The sequence below is a fragment of the Sulfurimonas marina genome, from assembly GCF_014905095.1.
GTDB classification, from domain to species: Bacteria; Campylobacterota; Campylobacteria; order Campylobacterales; family Sulfurimonadaceae; genus Sulfurimonas; species Sulfurimonas marina.
In genome coordinates, this window is record NZ_CP041165.1 from 660,927 (window position 1) to 678,104 (window position 17,178).

General features: G+C 34.0%; 19 protein-coding genes. 11 read left to right on the forward strand and 8 right to left on the reverse strand.

Annotated elements, in window-relative coordinates:
• Positions 1-3: 3 nt before the first annotated feature.
• Positions 4-756 carry a response regulator transcription factor gene (locus tag FJR03_RS03480; protein WP_193114268.1) on the reverse strand — a complete coding sequence of 251 codons (753 nt, stop codon included), beginning with the start codon at positions 754-756 and terminating at the stop codon, positions 4-6.
• A gap of 163 nt (positions 757-919) precedes the next feature.
• Here FJR03_RS03480 and FJR03_RS03485 point away from each other — a divergent pair, with 163 nt between their 5' ends.
• Both FJR03_RS03485 and FJR03_RS03490 read left to right on the forward strand, forming a co-directional pair.
• The gene (locus FJR03_RS03485) at positions 920-1,846 is read left to right on the forward strand and encodes a bifunctional methionine sulfoxide reductase B/A protein (protein WP_193114269.1); all 927 of its coding nucleotides are present in this window, start codon (positions 920-922) and stop codon (positions 1,844-1,846) included.
• A gap of 12 nt (positions 1,847-1,858) precedes the next feature.
• On the forward strand, positions 1,859-2,068 hold the full coding sequence (locus tag FJR03_RS03490; protein ID WP_226962171.1) for an RNA-binding S4 domain-containing protein: 210 nt from the start codon (positions 1,859-1,861) through the stop codon (positions 2,066-2,068).
• Positions 2,069-2,072: 4 nt separating this feature from the next.
• On the opposite strand, the gene FJR03_RS03495 is transcribed toward FJR03_RS03490, so the two are convergent.
• A complete protein-coding gene (locus tag FJR03_RS03495; RefSeq protein WP_193114270.1) occupies positions 2,073-2,789 on the reverse strand; it encodes a DUF445 domain-containing protein in 717 nt (238 codons plus the stop codon).
• 67 nt (positions 2,790-2,856) lie between these two features.
• Between FJR03_RS03495 and FJR03_RS03500 the strand changes: the two genes are divergently transcribed.
• Both FJR03_RS03500 and FJR03_RS03505 read left to right on the forward strand, forming a co-directional pair.
• A complete protein-coding gene (locus FJR03_RS03500) occupies positions 2,857-3,330 on the forward strand; it encodes a hypothetical protein (RefSeq protein ID WP_193114271.1) in 474 nt (157 codons plus the stop codon).
• Positions 3,331-3,409: 79 nt separating this feature from the next.
• A complete protein-coding gene (locus FJR03_RS03505) occupies positions 3,410-4,096 on the forward strand; it encodes a superoxide dismutase (protein ID WP_193114272.1) in 687 nt (228 codons plus the stop codon).
• Positions 4,097-4,213: 117 nt separating this feature from the next.
• Here FJR03_RS03505 and FJR03_RS03510 read toward each other — a convergent pair whose 3' ends face one another.
• The gene (locus FJR03_RS03510; RefSeq protein WP_193114273.1) at positions 4,214-4,612 is read right to left on the reverse strand and encodes a rhodanese-like domain-containing protein; all 399 of its coding nucleotides are present in this window, start codon (positions 4,610-4,612) and stop codon (positions 4,214-4,216) included.
• A 58-nt stretch (positions 4,613-4,670) separates the two neighbouring features.
• On the opposite strand from FJR03_RS03510, the gene FJR03_RS03515 reads away from it, so the two are divergent.
• Positions 4,671-5,042: a hypothetical protein gene (locus FJR03_RS03515; RefSeq protein WP_193114274.1), complete on the forward strand. Its 372-nt coding sequence runs from the start codon at positions 4,671-4,673 to the stop codon at positions 5,040-5,042.
• Between the two features lie 16 nt (positions 5,043-5,058).
• Here the strand turns inward: FJR03_RS03515 and FJR03_RS03520 are convergent, their stop codons facing one another.
• Complete coding sequence (locus tag FJR03_RS03520) at positions 5,059-6,990, reverse strand: methyl-accepting chemotaxis protein (protein ID WP_193114275.1); 1,932 nt, start codon at positions 6,988-6,990, stop codon at positions 5,059-5,061.
• 158 nt (positions 6,991-7,148) lie between these two features.
• On the opposite strand from FJR03_RS03520, the gene gdhA reads away from it, so the two are divergent.
• The 6 genes from gdhA (at position 7,149) to FJR03_RS03550 (ending at position 13,383) form a co-directional block, all read left to right on the forward strand.
• Positions 7,149-8,504, forward strand: a complete 1,356-nt coding sequence (gene gdhA / locus FJR03_RS03525) for an NADP-specific glutamate dehydrogenase (RefSeq protein WP_193114276.1) — start codon at positions 7,149-7,151, stop codon at positions 8,502-8,504.
• Between the two features lie 9 nt (positions 8,505-8,513).
• Positions 8,514-10,319, forward strand: a complete 1,806-nt coding sequence (locus tag FJR03_RS03530) for a mechanosensitive ion channel family protein (RefSeq protein ID WP_193114277.1) — start codon at positions 8,514-8,516, stop codon at positions 10,317-10,319.
• A gap of 67 nt (positions 10,320-10,386) precedes the next feature.
• Positions 10,387-11,004, forward strand: coding sequence for a TorD/DmsD family molecular chaperone (locus FJR03_RS03535; RefSeq protein ID WP_193114278.1), 618 nt, complete (start codon positions 10,387-10,389; stop codon positions 11,002-11,004).
• A gap of 1 nt (position 11,005) precedes the next feature.
• Positions 11,006-12,106, forward strand: coding sequence for a 4Fe-4S dicluster domain-containing protein (locus FJR03_RS03540; RefSeq protein ID WP_193114279.1), 1,101 nt, complete (start codon positions 11,006-11,008; stop codon positions 12,104-12,106).
• Between the two features lie 4 nt (positions 12,107-12,110).
• Complete coding sequence (locus FJR03_RS03545; RefSeq protein ID WP_193114280.1) at positions 12,111-12,866, forward strand: hypothetical protein; 756 nt, start codon at positions 12,111-12,113, stop codon at positions 12,864-12,866.
• A gap of 10 nt (positions 12,867-12,876) precedes the next feature.
• Entirely contained in the window at positions 12,877-13,383 is a 507-nt protein-coding gene (locus FJR03_RS03550) for a hypothetical protein (RefSeq protein ID WP_193114281.1), read from the forward strand.
• 9 nt (positions 13,384-13,392) lie between these two features.
• Here the strand turns inward: FJR03_RS03550 and FJR03_RS03555 are convergent, their stop codons facing one another.
• The 4 genes from FJR03_RS03555 to FJR03_RS03570 are packed head-to-tail and all read right to left on the reverse strand — an operon-like array spanning position 13,393 to position 17,083.
• Positions 13,393-13,899 (reverse strand): phosphatidylglycerophosphatase A family protein, encoded by a 507-nt coding sequence (locus FJR03_RS03555; protein ID WP_193114282.1) that lies wholly within the window; start codon positions 13,897-13,899, stop codon positions 13,393-13,395.
• A gap of 8 nt (positions 13,900-13,907) precedes the next feature.
• Positions 13,908-15,098 carry a sulfate adenylyltransferase gene (locus FJR03_RS03560; protein ID WP_193114283.1) on the reverse strand — a complete coding sequence of 397 codons (1,191 nt, stop codon included), beginning with the start codon at positions 15,096-15,098 and terminating at the stop codon, positions 13,908-13,910.
• A complete protein-coding gene (locus tag FJR03_RS03565) occupies positions 15,076-15,963 on the reverse strand; it encodes a response regulator (protein ID WP_193114284.1) in 888 nt (295 codons plus the stop codon). Before FJR03_RS03565 ends, FJR03_RS03560 begins: the two co-directional genes overlap by 23 nt.
• A 1-nt stretch (position 15,964) precedes the next feature.
• A complete protein-coding gene (locus tag FJR03_RS03570; protein WP_193114285.1) occupies positions 15,965-17,083 on the reverse strand; it encodes a bifunctional 2-C-methyl-D-erythritol 4-phosphate cytidylyltransferase/2-C-methyl-D-erythritol 2,4-cyclodiphosphate synthase in 1,119 nt (372 codons plus the stop codon).
• Between the last annotated feature and the right edge of the window lie 95 nt (positions 17,084-17,178).

Consider the following 17,178-nt stretch of genomic DNA (forward strand, 5'->3'; position numbering starts at 1 on the left):
GTTTTACTCTTCAATATAATAGCCGATTCCGGAAGCATTTTTAATGATATCAGTTTCAAGCTTGTTTCTTAGTCTCCAGACAAGCGTACGGACACTGTTTTCTGTAGCACCTTTATCTTCCCATACATAGTTAACAGCTTGTTCAAACGTTACAACAGAACCGAGCTGTGCAACTAAAAGTCTTAAAAATGCGTTTTCTTTTTTTGTAAGCTTTAATTTTTTGCCTTGATAAAATGTTTCACAGATACTAATATCAAGGTGATAGTTGTCTCCAAAAGGGACAATAGGCTCATCAGAAGAGCGTTTTGCATAAAGCATCTTTTCGAGATTCATTTTATCGACTTTAAGTGTATCGATATCGTTTTTTCTCTCATTCTCTACCTGGAATTTAAACAGAGCCATTTGAATGGTAGCATGAAGTGAATTTGGGTCAAAAGGTTTTACTATATATCCATAAGGTTCTGTAACCTTTGCTCTTGTAATGATTTCATCATCCGTGTAAGAAGTGAGGTAGATAAATGGAATGTTGTAATTTTCTTTTATATATTTGGCAAGTTCAATTCCATCATCGCTCTCTTGTAGAGAGATATCAATAATAACTACACTAGGACGATGAGTAGAAATTTTAATTTTTGCCTGTTCAATGTTATCACATACACCGACTACACTGTAGCCATGCTTTTGTAAAGATATGTTGAGATTAAGTGAAGTTATTTCATCATCTTCAACAACTAGTATTTTATCTTTAGTATTCATCTTTACACTTCCTATATCAAAAAAAAATGATTATTATGTGATAACACAATTTATAAAATTATAATATAACTTTTTTTTATTTACAATACTTAATCTAAATAAGTGTAAAATTTGTTACAAAATGATACTAACAGATTATAATATATTCTCAAAAGGATTGATAATGCGCCTTTTTATGACGTTTTTATTGGTAGTATATACAAGTATTGCAGCTGCAAACGAAGTAGAAAAATTACCGAAATTACAACTAAAACCTTTAACACAAAAAGAAAAATCAATAATAATTTATAAGGGTACGGAGAGACCTTTTAGTGGAAAATATTATAATTTTGATCAAAATGGAACATATTATTGCAAACAATGCGGTGCAAAACTTTTTGACTCTACAGATAAGTTTCACAGTGGATGCGGTTGGCCAAGCTTTGACGATGCGATCGAAGGAGCTGTTAAAAAAGTAAAAGATGCTGACGGTAGAAGAGTGGAGATCTTATGTGCAAGATGTGGAGCACATCTTGGACATGTTTTTGAAGGGGAAGGGTTTACAGAGAAAAACAGAAGATATTGTGTTAATTCTATCTCTTTAGATTTTCAAAAAGCTACTCAGAGTACGATCAAAAAAGTATATTTTGCCGGAGGGTGTTTCTGGGGAGTAGAGTATTATCTTGAAAAACAAAAAGGGGTACTTAGTGTAGTGTCCGGTTATATGGGTGGAGAAAAGCCCAATCCAAGCTATAGAGACGTTTCTCGTGGAGATAGCGGCTATCTTGAGATCGTAGAAGTTACTTATGATTCAACTCAGGTTGACTATGAGACCTTGGCAAGACTATTTTTTGAGATCCACGATCCGACACAAAAAGATGGGCAAGGACCAGATATTGGCAAGCAGTACCGTTCGGCTATTTTTGTCTCAAATAAAAAGGAGAGAAAAATAGTGCAAAAATTGATCAATCTTTTAGAGTTAAAAGGGTATGATGTCGCTACAACTATTCGAGATAAAAAAGAGTTTTATGAGGCTGAAAAGTATCATCAAGACTATTATGACAGAAAAGGGAAAAAACCGTATTGTCACGGTTATGTAAAAAGATTTTAAAAGGTAGAATAATTGATAGAATATGTTTTAATGGATGAGTATATAGAATTGTATAAACTGATCAAACTTTTAGACTTGGTAGACAGCGGAGCTGAAGCTAAACAACTCGTAGCTCATGAGTATGTATTTAGAAACGGTGAGCTTGAAACAAGAAAAAGAGCGAAGATTGTTAAAGGTGATATTTTAACGATCGGTGATGAAGTGACTATAAAAGTTGTATAAACTTTTATAGTACAAAAGAACTGATAAGCCCTATAACTCCTCCAAAAACTCCACCCCATACAACAAGCCACTCAAGATGTTCACGTATCAGCTTTTGAACAAGCTCTTTTACCATTTGCGGTGTAAGTTCATTGAGCCTTGTATCGATCACTATTTCAATAGAGTTTAAAATATCTTCGTTTAACGATGAATTTTGAAGATGTTTATCAAGTGTTTGTGCAAAACTCTCAGAAGAGACAATCGTAATTATTGCCGATTTTAGTTTGTTTGTAAAAGGTTCACGAAGCCCCTCCAAGGCTTTTTCTCCTCCAAACATACCAAGCATACCGCCAAAAGGTGAGTCCATTACAGTCTTTGTGAGTGCATCATATGCAGGTGAAAAATCACTCTCCTCAATGATTGGAGTTAAATCAATCTTCTTTTCCTCATTTTGAAAAAAGTTTTCTAACTGCTCTTTTGTAAAGAACTGCTCCATTAAAAGCTCTTTTATAGCAAGTTTGAATGCTTCAAAATGGAGTGGAATTACCCCTGAACCATAGAGAAAAGGTACCTTTTCAAAAAGCATATGAACTGCCAGTTGATTGGTAACGGCACCTGAGAGTGCAAAAAGACCCGTAAAGAGTAAACCTGAAGAGAGAAGAGGTTCTAAACCCGGGGCAAATGATAATGCGATTAATACTATTGCAGAGATGTTGGTTATAAAACTTTTATTTAATATCAAATTATTCTCCAAATTTTTGGGTAATTATATATAAAAATAGTATTATTACAAAAAAAATGAGGCTGATATGAAAGAGGAAACATATAGATTATTTGAAGCAGCTACACTTGAGGAGATCGTATCTGCGATCATTGCAGAGTTAGATACAAGAAATGAGTCTCCTTTTTGGAAAGAGAAGGTTGGACCGTTTACAAGTGCGGTTTTATCGGTACTTATTCCTTTAAGAGATAAGGGGATTTTATTTGATCCGCAAGGTGCAAAAAAAGAGGTCTTAACACCTGAATTGTTTTTAGAATGGAGTGACTTTGTGTCATTAAAGATGTTGGTATTTACTATAGCAAAATCAAATGAAGCGAATCAACTACTTAGAACAAAACTAAGTGAAGAGGATTGTAAAAAATATATTCCAATCGATCTTGAAACACTTGGAACTTACTTGAGTAAATATAGTGTGAACTTAGAAAATGAAGCACTTGATTTTCCAATAGCGAACTACAACCTACACCAAGGTGTGAGTAACGTTATAAAATCATTACTATAGGGAGAGTTTACTCCCCTTTTTTGAAGTTTGTACAAAATAGGCTATAATGATTCTAAGAGATACATTGTGGAGGTCTATTATGAAACATTCACTACCGGCTTTACCGTATAAATCAGATGCTCTAGAACCTTTTTTATCGGAGCAAACACTTCTTTTCCATCATAAAAAACATCATGCAGGATATGTCAATAAGCTAAATAGTTTGATCGAGGGTACTGAGTACGAAACGATGAGTTTAGAGCATATTATTTTGCAGTCTGAGGGTGCCGTTTTTAATAATGCGGCACAGATATTCAACCATAACTTTTATTGGAATTGTCTTTCTCCCGTAAAAACAACACCTTCAGATCCACTTGCTAAAAAGATATCTGATGTTTTTGGCAGTATGCAAAAGTTTAAAGAGGAATTTTTAAATGCTGCAGTTGGAAATTTCGGCTCGGGATGGACATGGTTGATCATGGACCAGCATGAACATTTAAGAATCGTAAATACGTCCAATGCCAACACACCTATCGTTCATTCCCAAACCCCGCTTCTAACTTGTGATGTATGGGAACATGCATATTATCTTGATTATAAAAATGAACGTCTAAAGTACCTTGAAGGTTTTTGGGAACATATAAATTGGGATAACGTTTCAAAAGTATATGCAGATAAAGAGCATTTGAATGTGATTGGTCTTGCAGGGGTTGTAAATAACGATCCTGATGACCCTATGTCTGATTATTTGGATGAATTACAACATCAAGAAGAGACCTCTTCTTGAGTTGTTAATAAAAGATGAGATACAAAAATCCCCATAATAAGAAGATAAGGAAACCCAACACTGCAAAAGTAATCACTACGCGCAGTGTAAAATGAAATAAGAACTTAAAAAAGTTTTTCATTTTTTATATGGATATGTTATAAGTTTTAACCCTCTTGTAGCATAATCCATCCCACCTTGAAGGTTGATCACTTTATAGCCTAATTTTTGAGACATCCATGGACCTACTATTGATGTACGGCTTCCCGTATGGCAAATAATTGCAAAAGGTTTTGACGTATCAACTTTAGCATTGAGCTCTTTTAAAAACTTGTCTATATTATATCCCCCACGCTGATCGAAAAACATAATAGGAATAGCACCTTTTAATAGACCTGTTTCTCTCCATTCAGGTGGAGTTCTGATATCTACGATAGGTGTTTTAGAATCAAGTAATTTTTTAGTAATGTACTCACTTTTGTACTCAGCAAATAAAGGGAGTGTAAGAAGAGCTATAAATAAGAAAATTCTTTTCAATTTTTTTCTCCAAAATAAAATTGTATAATTATAACTACTTAACACAAATAGGAATACAATGGCAGCCTCTAAAAAAGCGATAGACAATGCAAATAGACTACGGTATATAAGAGCATTGGAACGATTTCATAAAAGTATCAATTCATATCTTGCAAACTCTGATGATTTATCAAAAGAGAAGTTTGTAAAAAAAGTTGATAACGGACTCAAGCTTTTAAATCGAGTTGAAGAGGTACAGCTTTATAAAGGTGAACTGCAAGATCTGCAAACATTGGTAAAAAAGATAATTGCCTATAAAGATAGTGATGCAGATATTGAAAAAATTAAAGAAGAGATTACCTATGCTTCAAATCAGTTAGATAAAAGTAAAAATGCCAGACGTTATAAAAAAGATAAGCATTCCCAGTCAAAATATAAAGACTGGGAATAGAGAAAAAATTTGAGGTTTACGCCTCTATCTCATTTACATCTTTCCCATGTGCTTCGATAAGCATGCTATCGAGTAGATCAAATAGTTCATGCGATGCACTTTCCATTTTCTCAAAGTTCTCTATAATAGTTTGTTCGTGATCTAGCACTGCTTTTTCTGGATTTGGCATCTCAACATAGTGAAGGTTTACATTCGCTTTATCGTGAACTATTGCATGAACAGGTTCAGATTTTTTGTAAGACGCCGTATAGTTAAATCTACGTTTTCCTTCATTATCATGCCATTTACCTAAGTTACATTCATGATGTGTTGTAGGGTTCAGAGTTTTGGTCAGTGTCATTAGAGAGTTGTAAGCACGTGCTTTATAAAGGATATGATCGATTTTAGCAAGTACTATAAAGATACTATTTTCCATATGGTAAGACTGATCAACAATTTTTGAAGAGTTAGAGCTTAACTCTACTAATGTATCTTCAAACTGTTCGATTTTTTCAGTTGACTCATCTACTGTTACTTTCATAGCTTCAGAGCTTTCCTGAATCTCATTCATACCTTGTTGTAAAGATTTGATAGATACTGAGATCTCGCTAGTAGCTTTATGAGTACGTTCAGCCAGTTTTCTTACTTCATCGGCAACAACTGCGAATCCACGACCGTGTTCCCCCGCACGAGCAGCTTCAATAGCTGCATTAAGTGCAAGAAGATTTGTCTGATCTGCAATATCTGTAATAAGGTCAATAACTGTAGTAATACTGCTTGTTTGAGAAGCTAACTCTTCGATACTTCCGTTATTTGTAGTAACTTGTTGATGAAGTGTATGTAAGTCTTCAACTACTGCAGTGATATTGTCACGTGAATCATTTGCTAAATTAGATGCGTTTTTCGTTGATGAAGTTACAGCTTTTAAGTTCTCTATATTTGTTTGTAGGTTTGTTTGGATAAGACTTAATGACTCTGTAACCTGAGTACTTTTCACACTTAGTTTAGAGTTCAGAGCATCACGTTTTCCTTTTTGGTGCTGTTCTTTCATAAAGTCGATACTTTGCGAAACACTGTCTATAGCTAAAATAAACTCACCTTTAAGACCTTCAGAAGAGATAGGTTTTGAGAAATCACCTTTTGATGCATTTGTGATTGTTATATTGATTTCACTGATAAGTTTCTCAACATGATCTAACAGTTCAGCCAGATGACTTCCCATAATACCCAGTTCTGTTTTGTCGTCTGCAGCAATGTTACACTTGTGTGAGAAATCACCGTTTGCCGAATATGTAATTAAATCGGTAAATGTTTCTATACCAGAAGTGATCGATTTTCTTATAAATACAGCTGCAACCAGTACAACTAAACCGACAAAAATCCCTGCGATAAAGACAAAATATTTGTAAAAAGATATTTTTGTCTGCATATCTGTTGAATCTTTATCTAATGCATCTTGTCTGAGTTTTGCAAGCTCTTTAAAATATTTTCTAGATTTTTCTGCATAAGGTGTTAAATTTTGTCTATATTTTTCATAGATTTCAGCTTTAGAATTTTTAATCTCTTCAGGAGTCAGTGAAGAAACCATCTTATATGCATTGTTTAAAAATAAAAGTGTTGAATCTTTTGCTTTTACAGATAACTCATAAGAACTGTCATTTTCTAAAAGTGTATCTAGTTCTTCAAAATCTTTTTTGATATTATCGATAGTCGTACGTAGTTTTTCCAGATCTTTTTCACGATCACCTCCAAGCATAACAGCTCTATCTGTTCTACTTACATAGTTCATGTTTTTTTCTATTTTAAGTGTTAATAAACCAGCTTTTAAAGAACTCTTGTGTAGTTTTTCATAGTCACTGTCTATATCGCTCATAGCAAAAAATACAAATGCTGTTGCAGCTAAAATTGCAAATGTTGCTATAGCAATAAGGTAGTTCATTTTCTGATTAATACTTAAACTTTTGAACATATTAATTCCACCTTTTTACGTTTATTGTCGCTATTCTATCACATAGAGGTCGATTCTTAGATTAAAAGAGCTTTAATTTTCAAAAAAAAATCTCTTTTGTGATACAATTACCAGCATAAAAAATATTAATAAACATTTACTAATTCAAGGGTGGAATAATGAGCTTTGCTGAGACAGAGATAAACAAATTTAAAAAGTCTAACAGTACGGGAAATAATGTCTTTTATCAAGCTATGGAGGAGGTTATATACTCTATAGCTCCGTTATTGGAGTCTGATGGCAGATACTCACAACATGCAATTTTGGAACGTTTGGTAGTCCCAGATAGAATCATACAGTTTAAAGTAACATGGCTTGATGATAATAATCAAGTTCGGGTAAACACAGGTTATCGTGTGCAATTTAATAATGCATTAGGGCCTTATAAAGGGGGACTTCGTTTTCATCCAACGGTGAATGAAGATGTTTTAAAGTTCTTGGGATTTGAGCAGATTTTAAAAAACTCTTTAACAGGTTTACCGATAGGTGGAGCTAAAGGTGGAAGTGACTTTGATCCAAAAGGAAAAAGCGACTCTGAAATTATGAAGTTTTGTAAATCATTTATGATTGAGCTTCATAAATATATTGGACCGCGTATGGATGTACCGGCAGGAGATATCGGTGTAGGTACTCGTGAAATTGGTTATCTTTTTGGAGAGTATAAAAAGATCACCTCTACATATGAAGGTGTACTAACAGGGAAACCGTTCTTTTTCGGAGGTTCTTTAATGCGTCCAGAAGCAACGGGTTACGGTGCAGTTTACTTTACGGAAACAATGTTAGAGATGGAGAATAAAGAGCCTTTAAAAGGTCAAATATGTACAGTGAGCGGAGCAGGAAATGTTGCACTGCACGCAATTGAGAAGCTATATGACATCGGTGCAGTTCCTGTAAGTTGTTCAGATTCAAGCGGAACTATTTACGATTCTAGAGGGGTTGATCTAGAGCTTTTAAAAGAGATTAAATTGGAGAAACGTCTCTCTTTAGAAAAATATTTAGAAACGCACTCTGAAGCGAAATATATTCCTGTTGATGAATATCCGGAAGGTGGTCATGCAGTTTGGGATATCCCTTGTTATGCGGCATTCCCTTGTGCTACACAAAATGAACTTACTGCAGTTGATGCTAAAAACCTGATAGAAAATGGTTGTATAAGTGTTACAGAAGGCGCAAATATGCCTTCGACTCCCGAAGCTATAGAGCTTTTACAGTCACATAAACTTTGTTTTGCTCCTGCAAAAGCTGCAAATGCCGGCGGAGTAGTTGTAAGTGAATTTGAGATGAGTCAAAACGCCTCAATGAGTAAATGGAGTTTTGAAAAAGTGGATAACAAACTCAAAGATACGATGCAGATGATCTGTAAAAGGGTAGCTCTTACTGCTAAAGATTACGGCGTTGAGGGGAACTATGTTGACGGTGCTAACATCGCAGGGTTTAAAAAAGTTGCTGATGCGATGATCGCAGAGGGGATCTAGGTAGAGCGAATGAAGAAAACACTGTTTTTATTTTTAGTCATTTTTTCGAGTAGTTTATTTGCTACATCTTATTCTAATTTTATAGATGCACAACTACAAAACTATTATAAAATGAATGAGCACAATATATCTGAAGAGGAAATACAACAGGTATTACAAGATGAAAATAGACTTTATAACAATGTTTTAACAACGTTGCTGGTTGATAGAAACAAATATATAAAAGAGTTCGCGAAATATGAGCAAAAGATTTTTTCATTACAAAAGATCATTACAATTAATAAGCGTGCTGGAAATAGCACAGCAGTTCTCAGAGATGAAGTACGGTTAAAATCGTATCAGATCTTACGCTCTCAAGGCAAAATGTTAAAAGATATTCTGTACGCTTTAAATAAACCAGACCTTGAGTCGTTTGAAAATCAATTAACTACACTGGTTAATCAAAATCAAGCAGAGATCTTAAAAATTGACGATACCAACTATAAAGAGTATTTATCTTGGACAGCAGATTCAAATGTGGTTGTCGATCTTCAGGCAAATGTTAAAGAGTATTATGCACTTTTAGAGTTAAATAGAGATATTATAGTTTATCTTTACCGTCTTAAAGAGAAAATGTACGGATTGAATAAATATGAGAAATATCATTTAATAGAAGTGGTATATACTTTAGACTCTTTAGAATTTTTTCAACCTGTAAATGAGCTACTTGAAAAATATGGTTTAGATGTTACTAAACTATTCATGATGATTGTTTTGAGCATTTTTGTATATACTTTACGAAAAGTTGCTTTATTTGCACTGCGAAATATTATGTTACATATTGAATATTTGAAAGAGTACTCTGAACGTATTGTTGTAAAACTTATTAAACCTATCGATAGTCTCTTTATTGTTATCAACATCAACTTATTAATATACCTTTATAATAATTTTAGTTCGATTGATTATTTAACAAGAGGGTTTAATATTATCTATAGTTTTTATGCAACCTACATCCTCTATATAATAGTAAACAGGGTTGCAACGATTAAACTCCGTTCTATAGATACGACAAGTAAAAATATCAAAAAAGACATAATTAACGTAAGTATTAAGATTATTAACTTCGTAATCCTAATTATAGGTATCTTGCTTGCACTCTATTTTGCCGGAGTTGACTTAACAACTGTTCTTTCAGGACTAGGTATCGGTGGTTTTGCATTAGCATTTGCAGCTAAAGATACAATATCTAACTTTTTTGGAACTGTATCGATTTTATTCTCAGATGTGTTCTCACAAGGGGACTGGATCGCTGTAGACAATAAAGAGGGTGTTGTTGTTGAGATTGGTCTTAGAGTTACTACGCTCAGAACATTTGACAATGCACTTATCGCTATACCAAACGGCACATTTGCTTCAAAGGATGTTAAAAACTGGAATAAGCGTAAAGTTGGAAGACGAATAAAGATGAATATCGGTGTGAAGTACAGTTCAAAATCAGATGATATTAAAAGGGCAGTTGCACAGATTAAAGAGATGCTGTTAGCACATCCAGATATAGCTACGCCAAATACAAAGTATGAATACAAAAAAGAGGATATGACAAAGCTTGTTTCTAAAGATGATTTAGAAGGTGTGAAAACTAATCTACTCGTCTATTTGGATCAGTTTTCAGCTTCGAGTATAGATATCTTAATATATTGTTTTTCTAAGTCTGTAATGTGGGAAGATTGGTTGAAAACTAAAGAAGATGTGATGCATAAAATTATGAAGATACTTGAGGAAAACTCCTTAGAATTCGCGTTTCCATCGCTCTCTGTATATCAAGAAAAATAAATAATCTTTATTTTAGTATTTTATGATAAAATCTCCAATTCGAAAATTTATTAGCTAAAGAGAATTTATGGAAGAAACACAAGCAAGAATAAATATTTATGCTTTATTATCACGTATATTACTACAAGAATTAGATCTTGAGACTCTTAACATCATCAAAAATGATGAAAATATTTTAGAGTTTTTCCCGGTTTTAAAAGAGTGGGAACCATTCAATACTATGGATGAAAAAACGCTTCTGGATGAGCATATTAATCCTGATTTTGTAAACCTGTCTATTTTACACTTGATCCCTTATGAAACGTTTTACACACGTGAAGATCAAATGATAGAAACGGGCGGTGCAAACCCGGTAACTGATATGTATAGTGCTTATGACTTTATGGTTGACTATGAAACTGCACGTACTGTTTCATCTGATCATATCGGTGTAGAGTTAGAGTTTATGCATCATCTTGCAAAAGCAGAACTAAAAGCGATTGAAGAGGGTGATGAAGAAGCAGTAGCTGAGCTTAGACGTGTACAGCATGACTTTTTAAACAAGCACCTTATTAAATGGGCACCGATGTACTTAATCAATATGAAGTATGAATCAAGAACACCGCTTTATTATGAAGCTGCAGATATGGCTTTAGAGTTTATCTTAAGTGATAACGAATACTTAACAAAAGAGACGCACGCATAGTATGATTAACTTAAATGCAGGTTTATGTGTTCGCTCGCTGAGTATAGATAGTGAGTGCGATAGATGTGAAGTGGTATGTCCGACTAATGCTATAGTTGTACAAAAGGGCAAGGCACTTCCTGCGATCAACTTTTCAGAATGTGTAACGTGTGGAGCTTGCGGGGCAGTATGTCCAAGTGAAGCACTTACATTAGATGAGTTTTCTCCAACGGATTTTTTCTTTGATTTTGTACAGGAAAAAGATCCTCTTTTATCGTGTCGTAAAAACGTTCCATGTATAGCAGCACTGAGTGTTGAGCATATCATCTCTCTAGCAGTGCTTAAAAAAGAACTTGTATTTGATATGGGGCATTGTAGTGAATGTGAAATTGCCTCTACATGTAAGGCACAGATAGAAGCAAACTTTGAAGAAGCTACATATATCCTAGAAGCGATGGAGAGTGATGCCCTCATCTCCATGGAAGATGTTAAGTATGAAAATGCTGAACAAAATACAGCTGATCGTAGAGAGTTTTTAAACTCGTTAAACCTGAAAAATGTTGCTAAGGCAAGAAAGTCTTTTGAAGATGAGGTGCAAAAAGCAACTGATGAACTAGTGGAGCATAATCTGCAAAAAACAGATATTGCACTTTTAAAGAAAAAAATCATTCCGGAAAAAAGAAAGATCTTTTTTACTGCGATTAAAAGAGCGCCAAAACCTTCACAGTTTCATATAATCGATGCAACAGAAGTTAGTTTTACTTCTCAGAAGTTGATGGATGAAGAGGCTTGTACAGCATGTCAAATGTGTTATAGAGTTTGTCCTACGGGTGCACTGAGTTCTGATGTTAAAAACTCTAAGATCGACTTTGATCCATTTTTGTGTATTAAGTGTCATATATGTCATGATGTATGTGCCCCTGATGCAATAACACTTTCAAGCTCTTATAAAGTAAAAGAGTTTTTTGAACCTGAAGTGGTAAACCTTATCGGTTTTAATGTAAAAAGATGTAATGAATGTAATGTGATCTTTAGTACGACAGGTGATGAAAAACTGTGTTACAGATGTAAATGTGAAGATGAAGAAGCCCGAGAATTATGGGGAATTACGGAGAAGTATTAGAATTATGATGAATAATGACAATAAAATATCTAACCAAACAAAATTGTTTGGTTATATCGGTGAACATGCAGGGGTAAGTAGATTTTCTGCAATCATCAACAAGATGTTCAAAGAGAACAACGATGATGTGATGATGATCCCTATGAATATTCGCGAGGATGATCTTTATTTTACTGTGAGTAATATGAAGCAATCTCATGTAAACGGTGCCGTAATCTCAAGCGAATATGTTACAGATGTCGTAGAGATAGTCGATAATGCATCATCGATTGCAAAACGTAGTGGAATGTGTGACATTATCTACCGTGAAGGTGAAACACTTAGAGGTGATGTTTTCTCTATGCGCGTGCTAACGGAACATCTTAAAGATTTATATGCTTCAAAAATTGCAATTATCGGTACAAACCATTATGCAAAAGCATTTTCTTTTTTAGCATGCGGATTTAACGTGAGCTATTTTAACGATAGTCTTGAAGAGCTTTTAGCTTTTACACAAGAGGTTGATATTAGTGATGCTGATATAAATAGAATTGCATCTGATTTAGAAGTTGATTTTTCAGATTTTGATGCAGTATTGGATTTTTCAAGTATGAATGATCTCTCTATGATCAAGCAACTTGGAAAAAATAATTTTGATATGAAAAATACAAAGCAGTTCTCGGCACTTAAAAAACGTGCGGATGAACTTAATGGTTCATATACAAGTTATGATGATTTGTTAGATAAATTAACAAAAAAAGCGTATAGTTTAATTAAGTAAAGGAAAAAACATGAATCATGAAGATTTAGCTGATTTAAGAGCAGAATTTGACAAGTTTGTACAAGAGAAGTGTTCACTTGAACCTGAACAAAATGGTGCTCAAAATCCCGATATCGGAGATAAAGAGGATGAAGAACCTGTTCCACAGTTTGTTGATGCATTAACTGAAAAACTGTTAGCACCTGTAATTAGCGGTGTATATCTTTCACGTTTAGATATCAAAAGAGTTGCAGAAGGGATTGATGAATCTCTTCCAATCAAAGAGCGTTTAAAAATGGTAAGAGCTCTTTTTAGACATACTACGTCAAAAGATTATTTAAGACAAGCGTTTGATGAGATCAATAAACATATCAACGGACGTATTTTAATCTATAATCAACTTGCAGAAGCGTTCCCTGCATCAAAAACTGTATTTGAAGAGAATGTTGTAAAAGCTGAAAAAACAAAAAAGATGTTTGAGCAAATTATAGAAGATTTTGAAGAGATCGAACCGACTGACGATCCAATGTTTATATAAGTAACAACTCTAGAAAAGAGTTGCTACTTGTAGCCATCCCTGCCAAAGCAGAGCAGAAGTGATTCCTGCTGCGAATCCTGCGATAATATCATCACCCATAACTCCAATACCGCCTTTTGCTTCTCTATCGATTTTACCTATAATTGAAGGCTTTGTAATATCGAAATATCTAAAGAGTACGAATGAAAGTAGTGACTGGATTAGAAAACCGTTTTCAAGGTTTATAACTTCCGGCATAGCTACACTCATAGCCGGTGCTACTGAGAGTGCAAACCACATCCCTGCAAGTTCATCGATTACAATCTTTTGATTGTCATGTATACCCGATTTTTCCTCATAACTGTTAATCGCTTTAATTGCTATTACTGAGATTAAAAGAGTAGCTAAAAAGAGTGTACTTGCTCCAAAATAGATAAGTATGAGCATACCTAACGGGAGTGATACCAGTGTACCGACAGTCCCGGGTGCTTTAGGAGAGAGTCCACTGTAACCTAAGGTTAAAAAAAACCAATTCATTAAATTCCTTATGTAAGTGAAGTTGTTTGATAAAGTTTCATCAGTTCAAGATAAAAATCTTTTTCCGTATGCTCTTCAAGAAGCCCTGTTACAGGGAATGTATCGTAGTAGAGTTTTTCAAGATTTTTAAATCGGTTGACAAACAGTTTCGATAATATAAACGAAGAGATCTCTTTTCTTATAAGTACCGCAGGCGGTAAAAGTCCATACTCAAGTATCTCTAAAATCGAATCTGCATGGTAAGAGATCTGGTGATGCTGTCCGTGAGGACATGTGTTTTTACTTACAAGTGTTCTACATTGATCGCAGTAAACATATTCACTTGCAACAGTAATATCTATATCGATTCCCATTACTCTGTCTACAATAGATTTATTTGAATTACAATCATAAAACATTCCAAGTCCGGCATGGTTACGCCCGATTGTTAGTCTATTACATCCATAATTTTTTGCAACAATAGCATCAATGATGATCTCATTATAGCCTGCAAAAATATAACTGTTTTCTAAAGGTACGATGATAACCTTACTTTTTGGAAGATAGTTGTTTATAAAGTACTCAAGTGCCTCTTTTCTAATATCAAAACTAAGGTTTGCATTATCGTAAGGCTTCAGTAAGAATATAACCAAAAGATCTGTATTCTCTAATGTTTGACGAATCAGTTTCTCATGTGCACGGTGAAGTGGGTTAGCTCCCATAACCAGTGAAGTTACATGTTTTGCACCGAGTAACTCTTTTGCTTTTTCAATACTCTCTTTAGATTCATTCGGTTTTTTGTTAATGATTTCATACTCACCGCATAAAGCAAAATTTCCAAGTCTTTTAAATGTAGTCATAACACCAGGATGTGAAGGATCATCTGTACCATAGATTTGTTTAACACGCTCTTTTGGATCGATCGCAAAGAACTCTTCAACTATTAATGTTGCATACTCTTCACCGTCACAAAGTATTAGGACCTCTTCACCTTTTTTTAGTGACTTGATCACCTCTTCATTTTTTTTCCCTGATGGAGCTAAAATAAATGGGAAAGGGAAAGTTTTACCATCAATAAGTCCTGTACGCAGAACCTCTTTAGATTCAGCTTCATTCATTAGTTTTGTAACCGGTAGTAATAAACCGTCTTTTACCAACTCTAATGCTGAAGCAGCCTCTTTATCAATATATAGGGTTTTATTTTTTCTTGATGATGTCATATTTCTTACGTTTCTCCCATAAGCTTTTACGACTGATGCCTAGTTTTTTAGAAAGTTCAGTGTCAGGGTACTTATCTTGATAATTTAATACTATATATTTTACATAGTCTTCAATTGGGAGTATCTCATTCTTATCAAATACGTTACTCTCACTTTTTATCTCAATAATTCTGTGCTCAACTTCATCGATCTTATCTGTTGAAGATATGATCGCTTTTTTATCCGCTATCAGTTCACAAAAGTTTTTCTTATCAGTTTTCTTCAAAGCCTGATAATCTATAAGATAAATTATACTGTTTTGTGGGAGGTTTTCGATCTCTGTTAACGCTTTTGGATCACTAAGTGTTACAAAATGTATAGGTAGGTTCTGTTGTTTAGCATATTCAAATGCAAAAGCATCTGCATATTTTTGAAAATTTGAAGAGATAAAGAGCGGAAGTTCCACATTTTCCAAAGAGATTTCATTTTTAGCATTTGCAAATGTATAGTCAAGATATTTTTCATATGCTAAATTACGCTTTTTCAATCTTTCATAATCTTGATAATGGTCTATCTTTCTTACAAGCTCTTCGATCATAAAAGGTTTTAAAATATAATCTTTTGCTCCTGCACTTAACGGTTTAGAAACTGTATCGTTACTAATGTATGAAACCATTAAAATAACGATAGAGTTTTTAAATGTTTCAATAACAGGGTTAAAATCTTGACCATTGATATTGGTAGATAAAAGGACTACATCGTAATTATTGCCACGAATCGCATCTTTTGTTGATGTACACATTTCACATACATGTCCAAGTTCACCTAGCTTTGTCGCTATACTTTGTGCTAAATATACTTCATTCTCTATAATTAATATCTTCACTTTATATCTTCCAATTAAAATATTTTAAATTTGCATTTGACCAAACGCCAACACCTTCAGCTCTTCCTATAAATCCAAGCTTTTCAGTCGTTGTCGCTTTTACATTGATCTTAGACTTTTCAATTTTCATAACAGATGCAAGAGTTTCTCTCATCTTATCTTTATATGAACCTATACGTGGCTTTTGTGCCGCAATAGTGAGATCAACATTGACTATTACATAGCCAAAATTATTTATTTTTGTCACAACTCTTCTGAGTAACTCTTTAGAGTCTATCCCTTTATATTGATCATCATTATCTGGAAACATCATTCCGATATCTCCCATTCCGGCAGCACCTAGCAGGGCATCTATAAGGGAATGTATCGCTACATCTCCATCACTATGTGCTTTGAATCCAAAATCGGAATCGATTTTTACTCCGCCTAGCCACATTTCACCTTTATCATCAAAAGCATGAACATCAAACCCATTTCCAGTTAAAATATCATTTGATGGTGCTTCTAAACACGGTATTTTGTTCAAGTCCTCAATATAAGTGATCTTATGTGTTTGTTCATCACCTAAAATGAGTTTTCTTGAACCTCCGTGTGCAACGATAGCACTACTTTCATCAGTAAACTCCTCTTCTGTTTCAAGAGCACTTCGTAAAACTTCTGTTTTTGAGAGTTGCGGTGTTTGTAAGCGTTTAACTTTATCTCTATCTATAGTAGCATTATCATATACTATAGTATCTGTCGCTTTAAGATAGGGAACAATACAATCTGCGTCAGTATGATTCTTAATAATGTTGTTTAAAAGTTCTTCACTTACACATGCTCTAGCAATATCACTTACTAAAACATATTCACTATCAACATGAGATAACGCATTCTTTAGTGATTGTTGTCTTGTTGTACCACCTACTACAAAATGGTATGAAGCATAATTTTTCATAAATGTAATATCTTCATCTGAAGCAACGATAATTATCTTTGAAAAATTTTGTGTTTTTTCAAAATTTTGTGCAACATAGTACCATAACGGTTTATCTTCAATACGCAGCCATTGCTTTTTAACTTCCATCTCAAATCTGGTCGAGTTTCCAGCAGCAAGTAATACAAGTGTCAAGTTAGACAAAAAGTCTCCTGATGTTTAAAAGTGTTACGAAATTATACAGATCAAAAACTTTTTAAATCTTAAAGTAGAAGATTATTCGATGGTTTTTACATTTT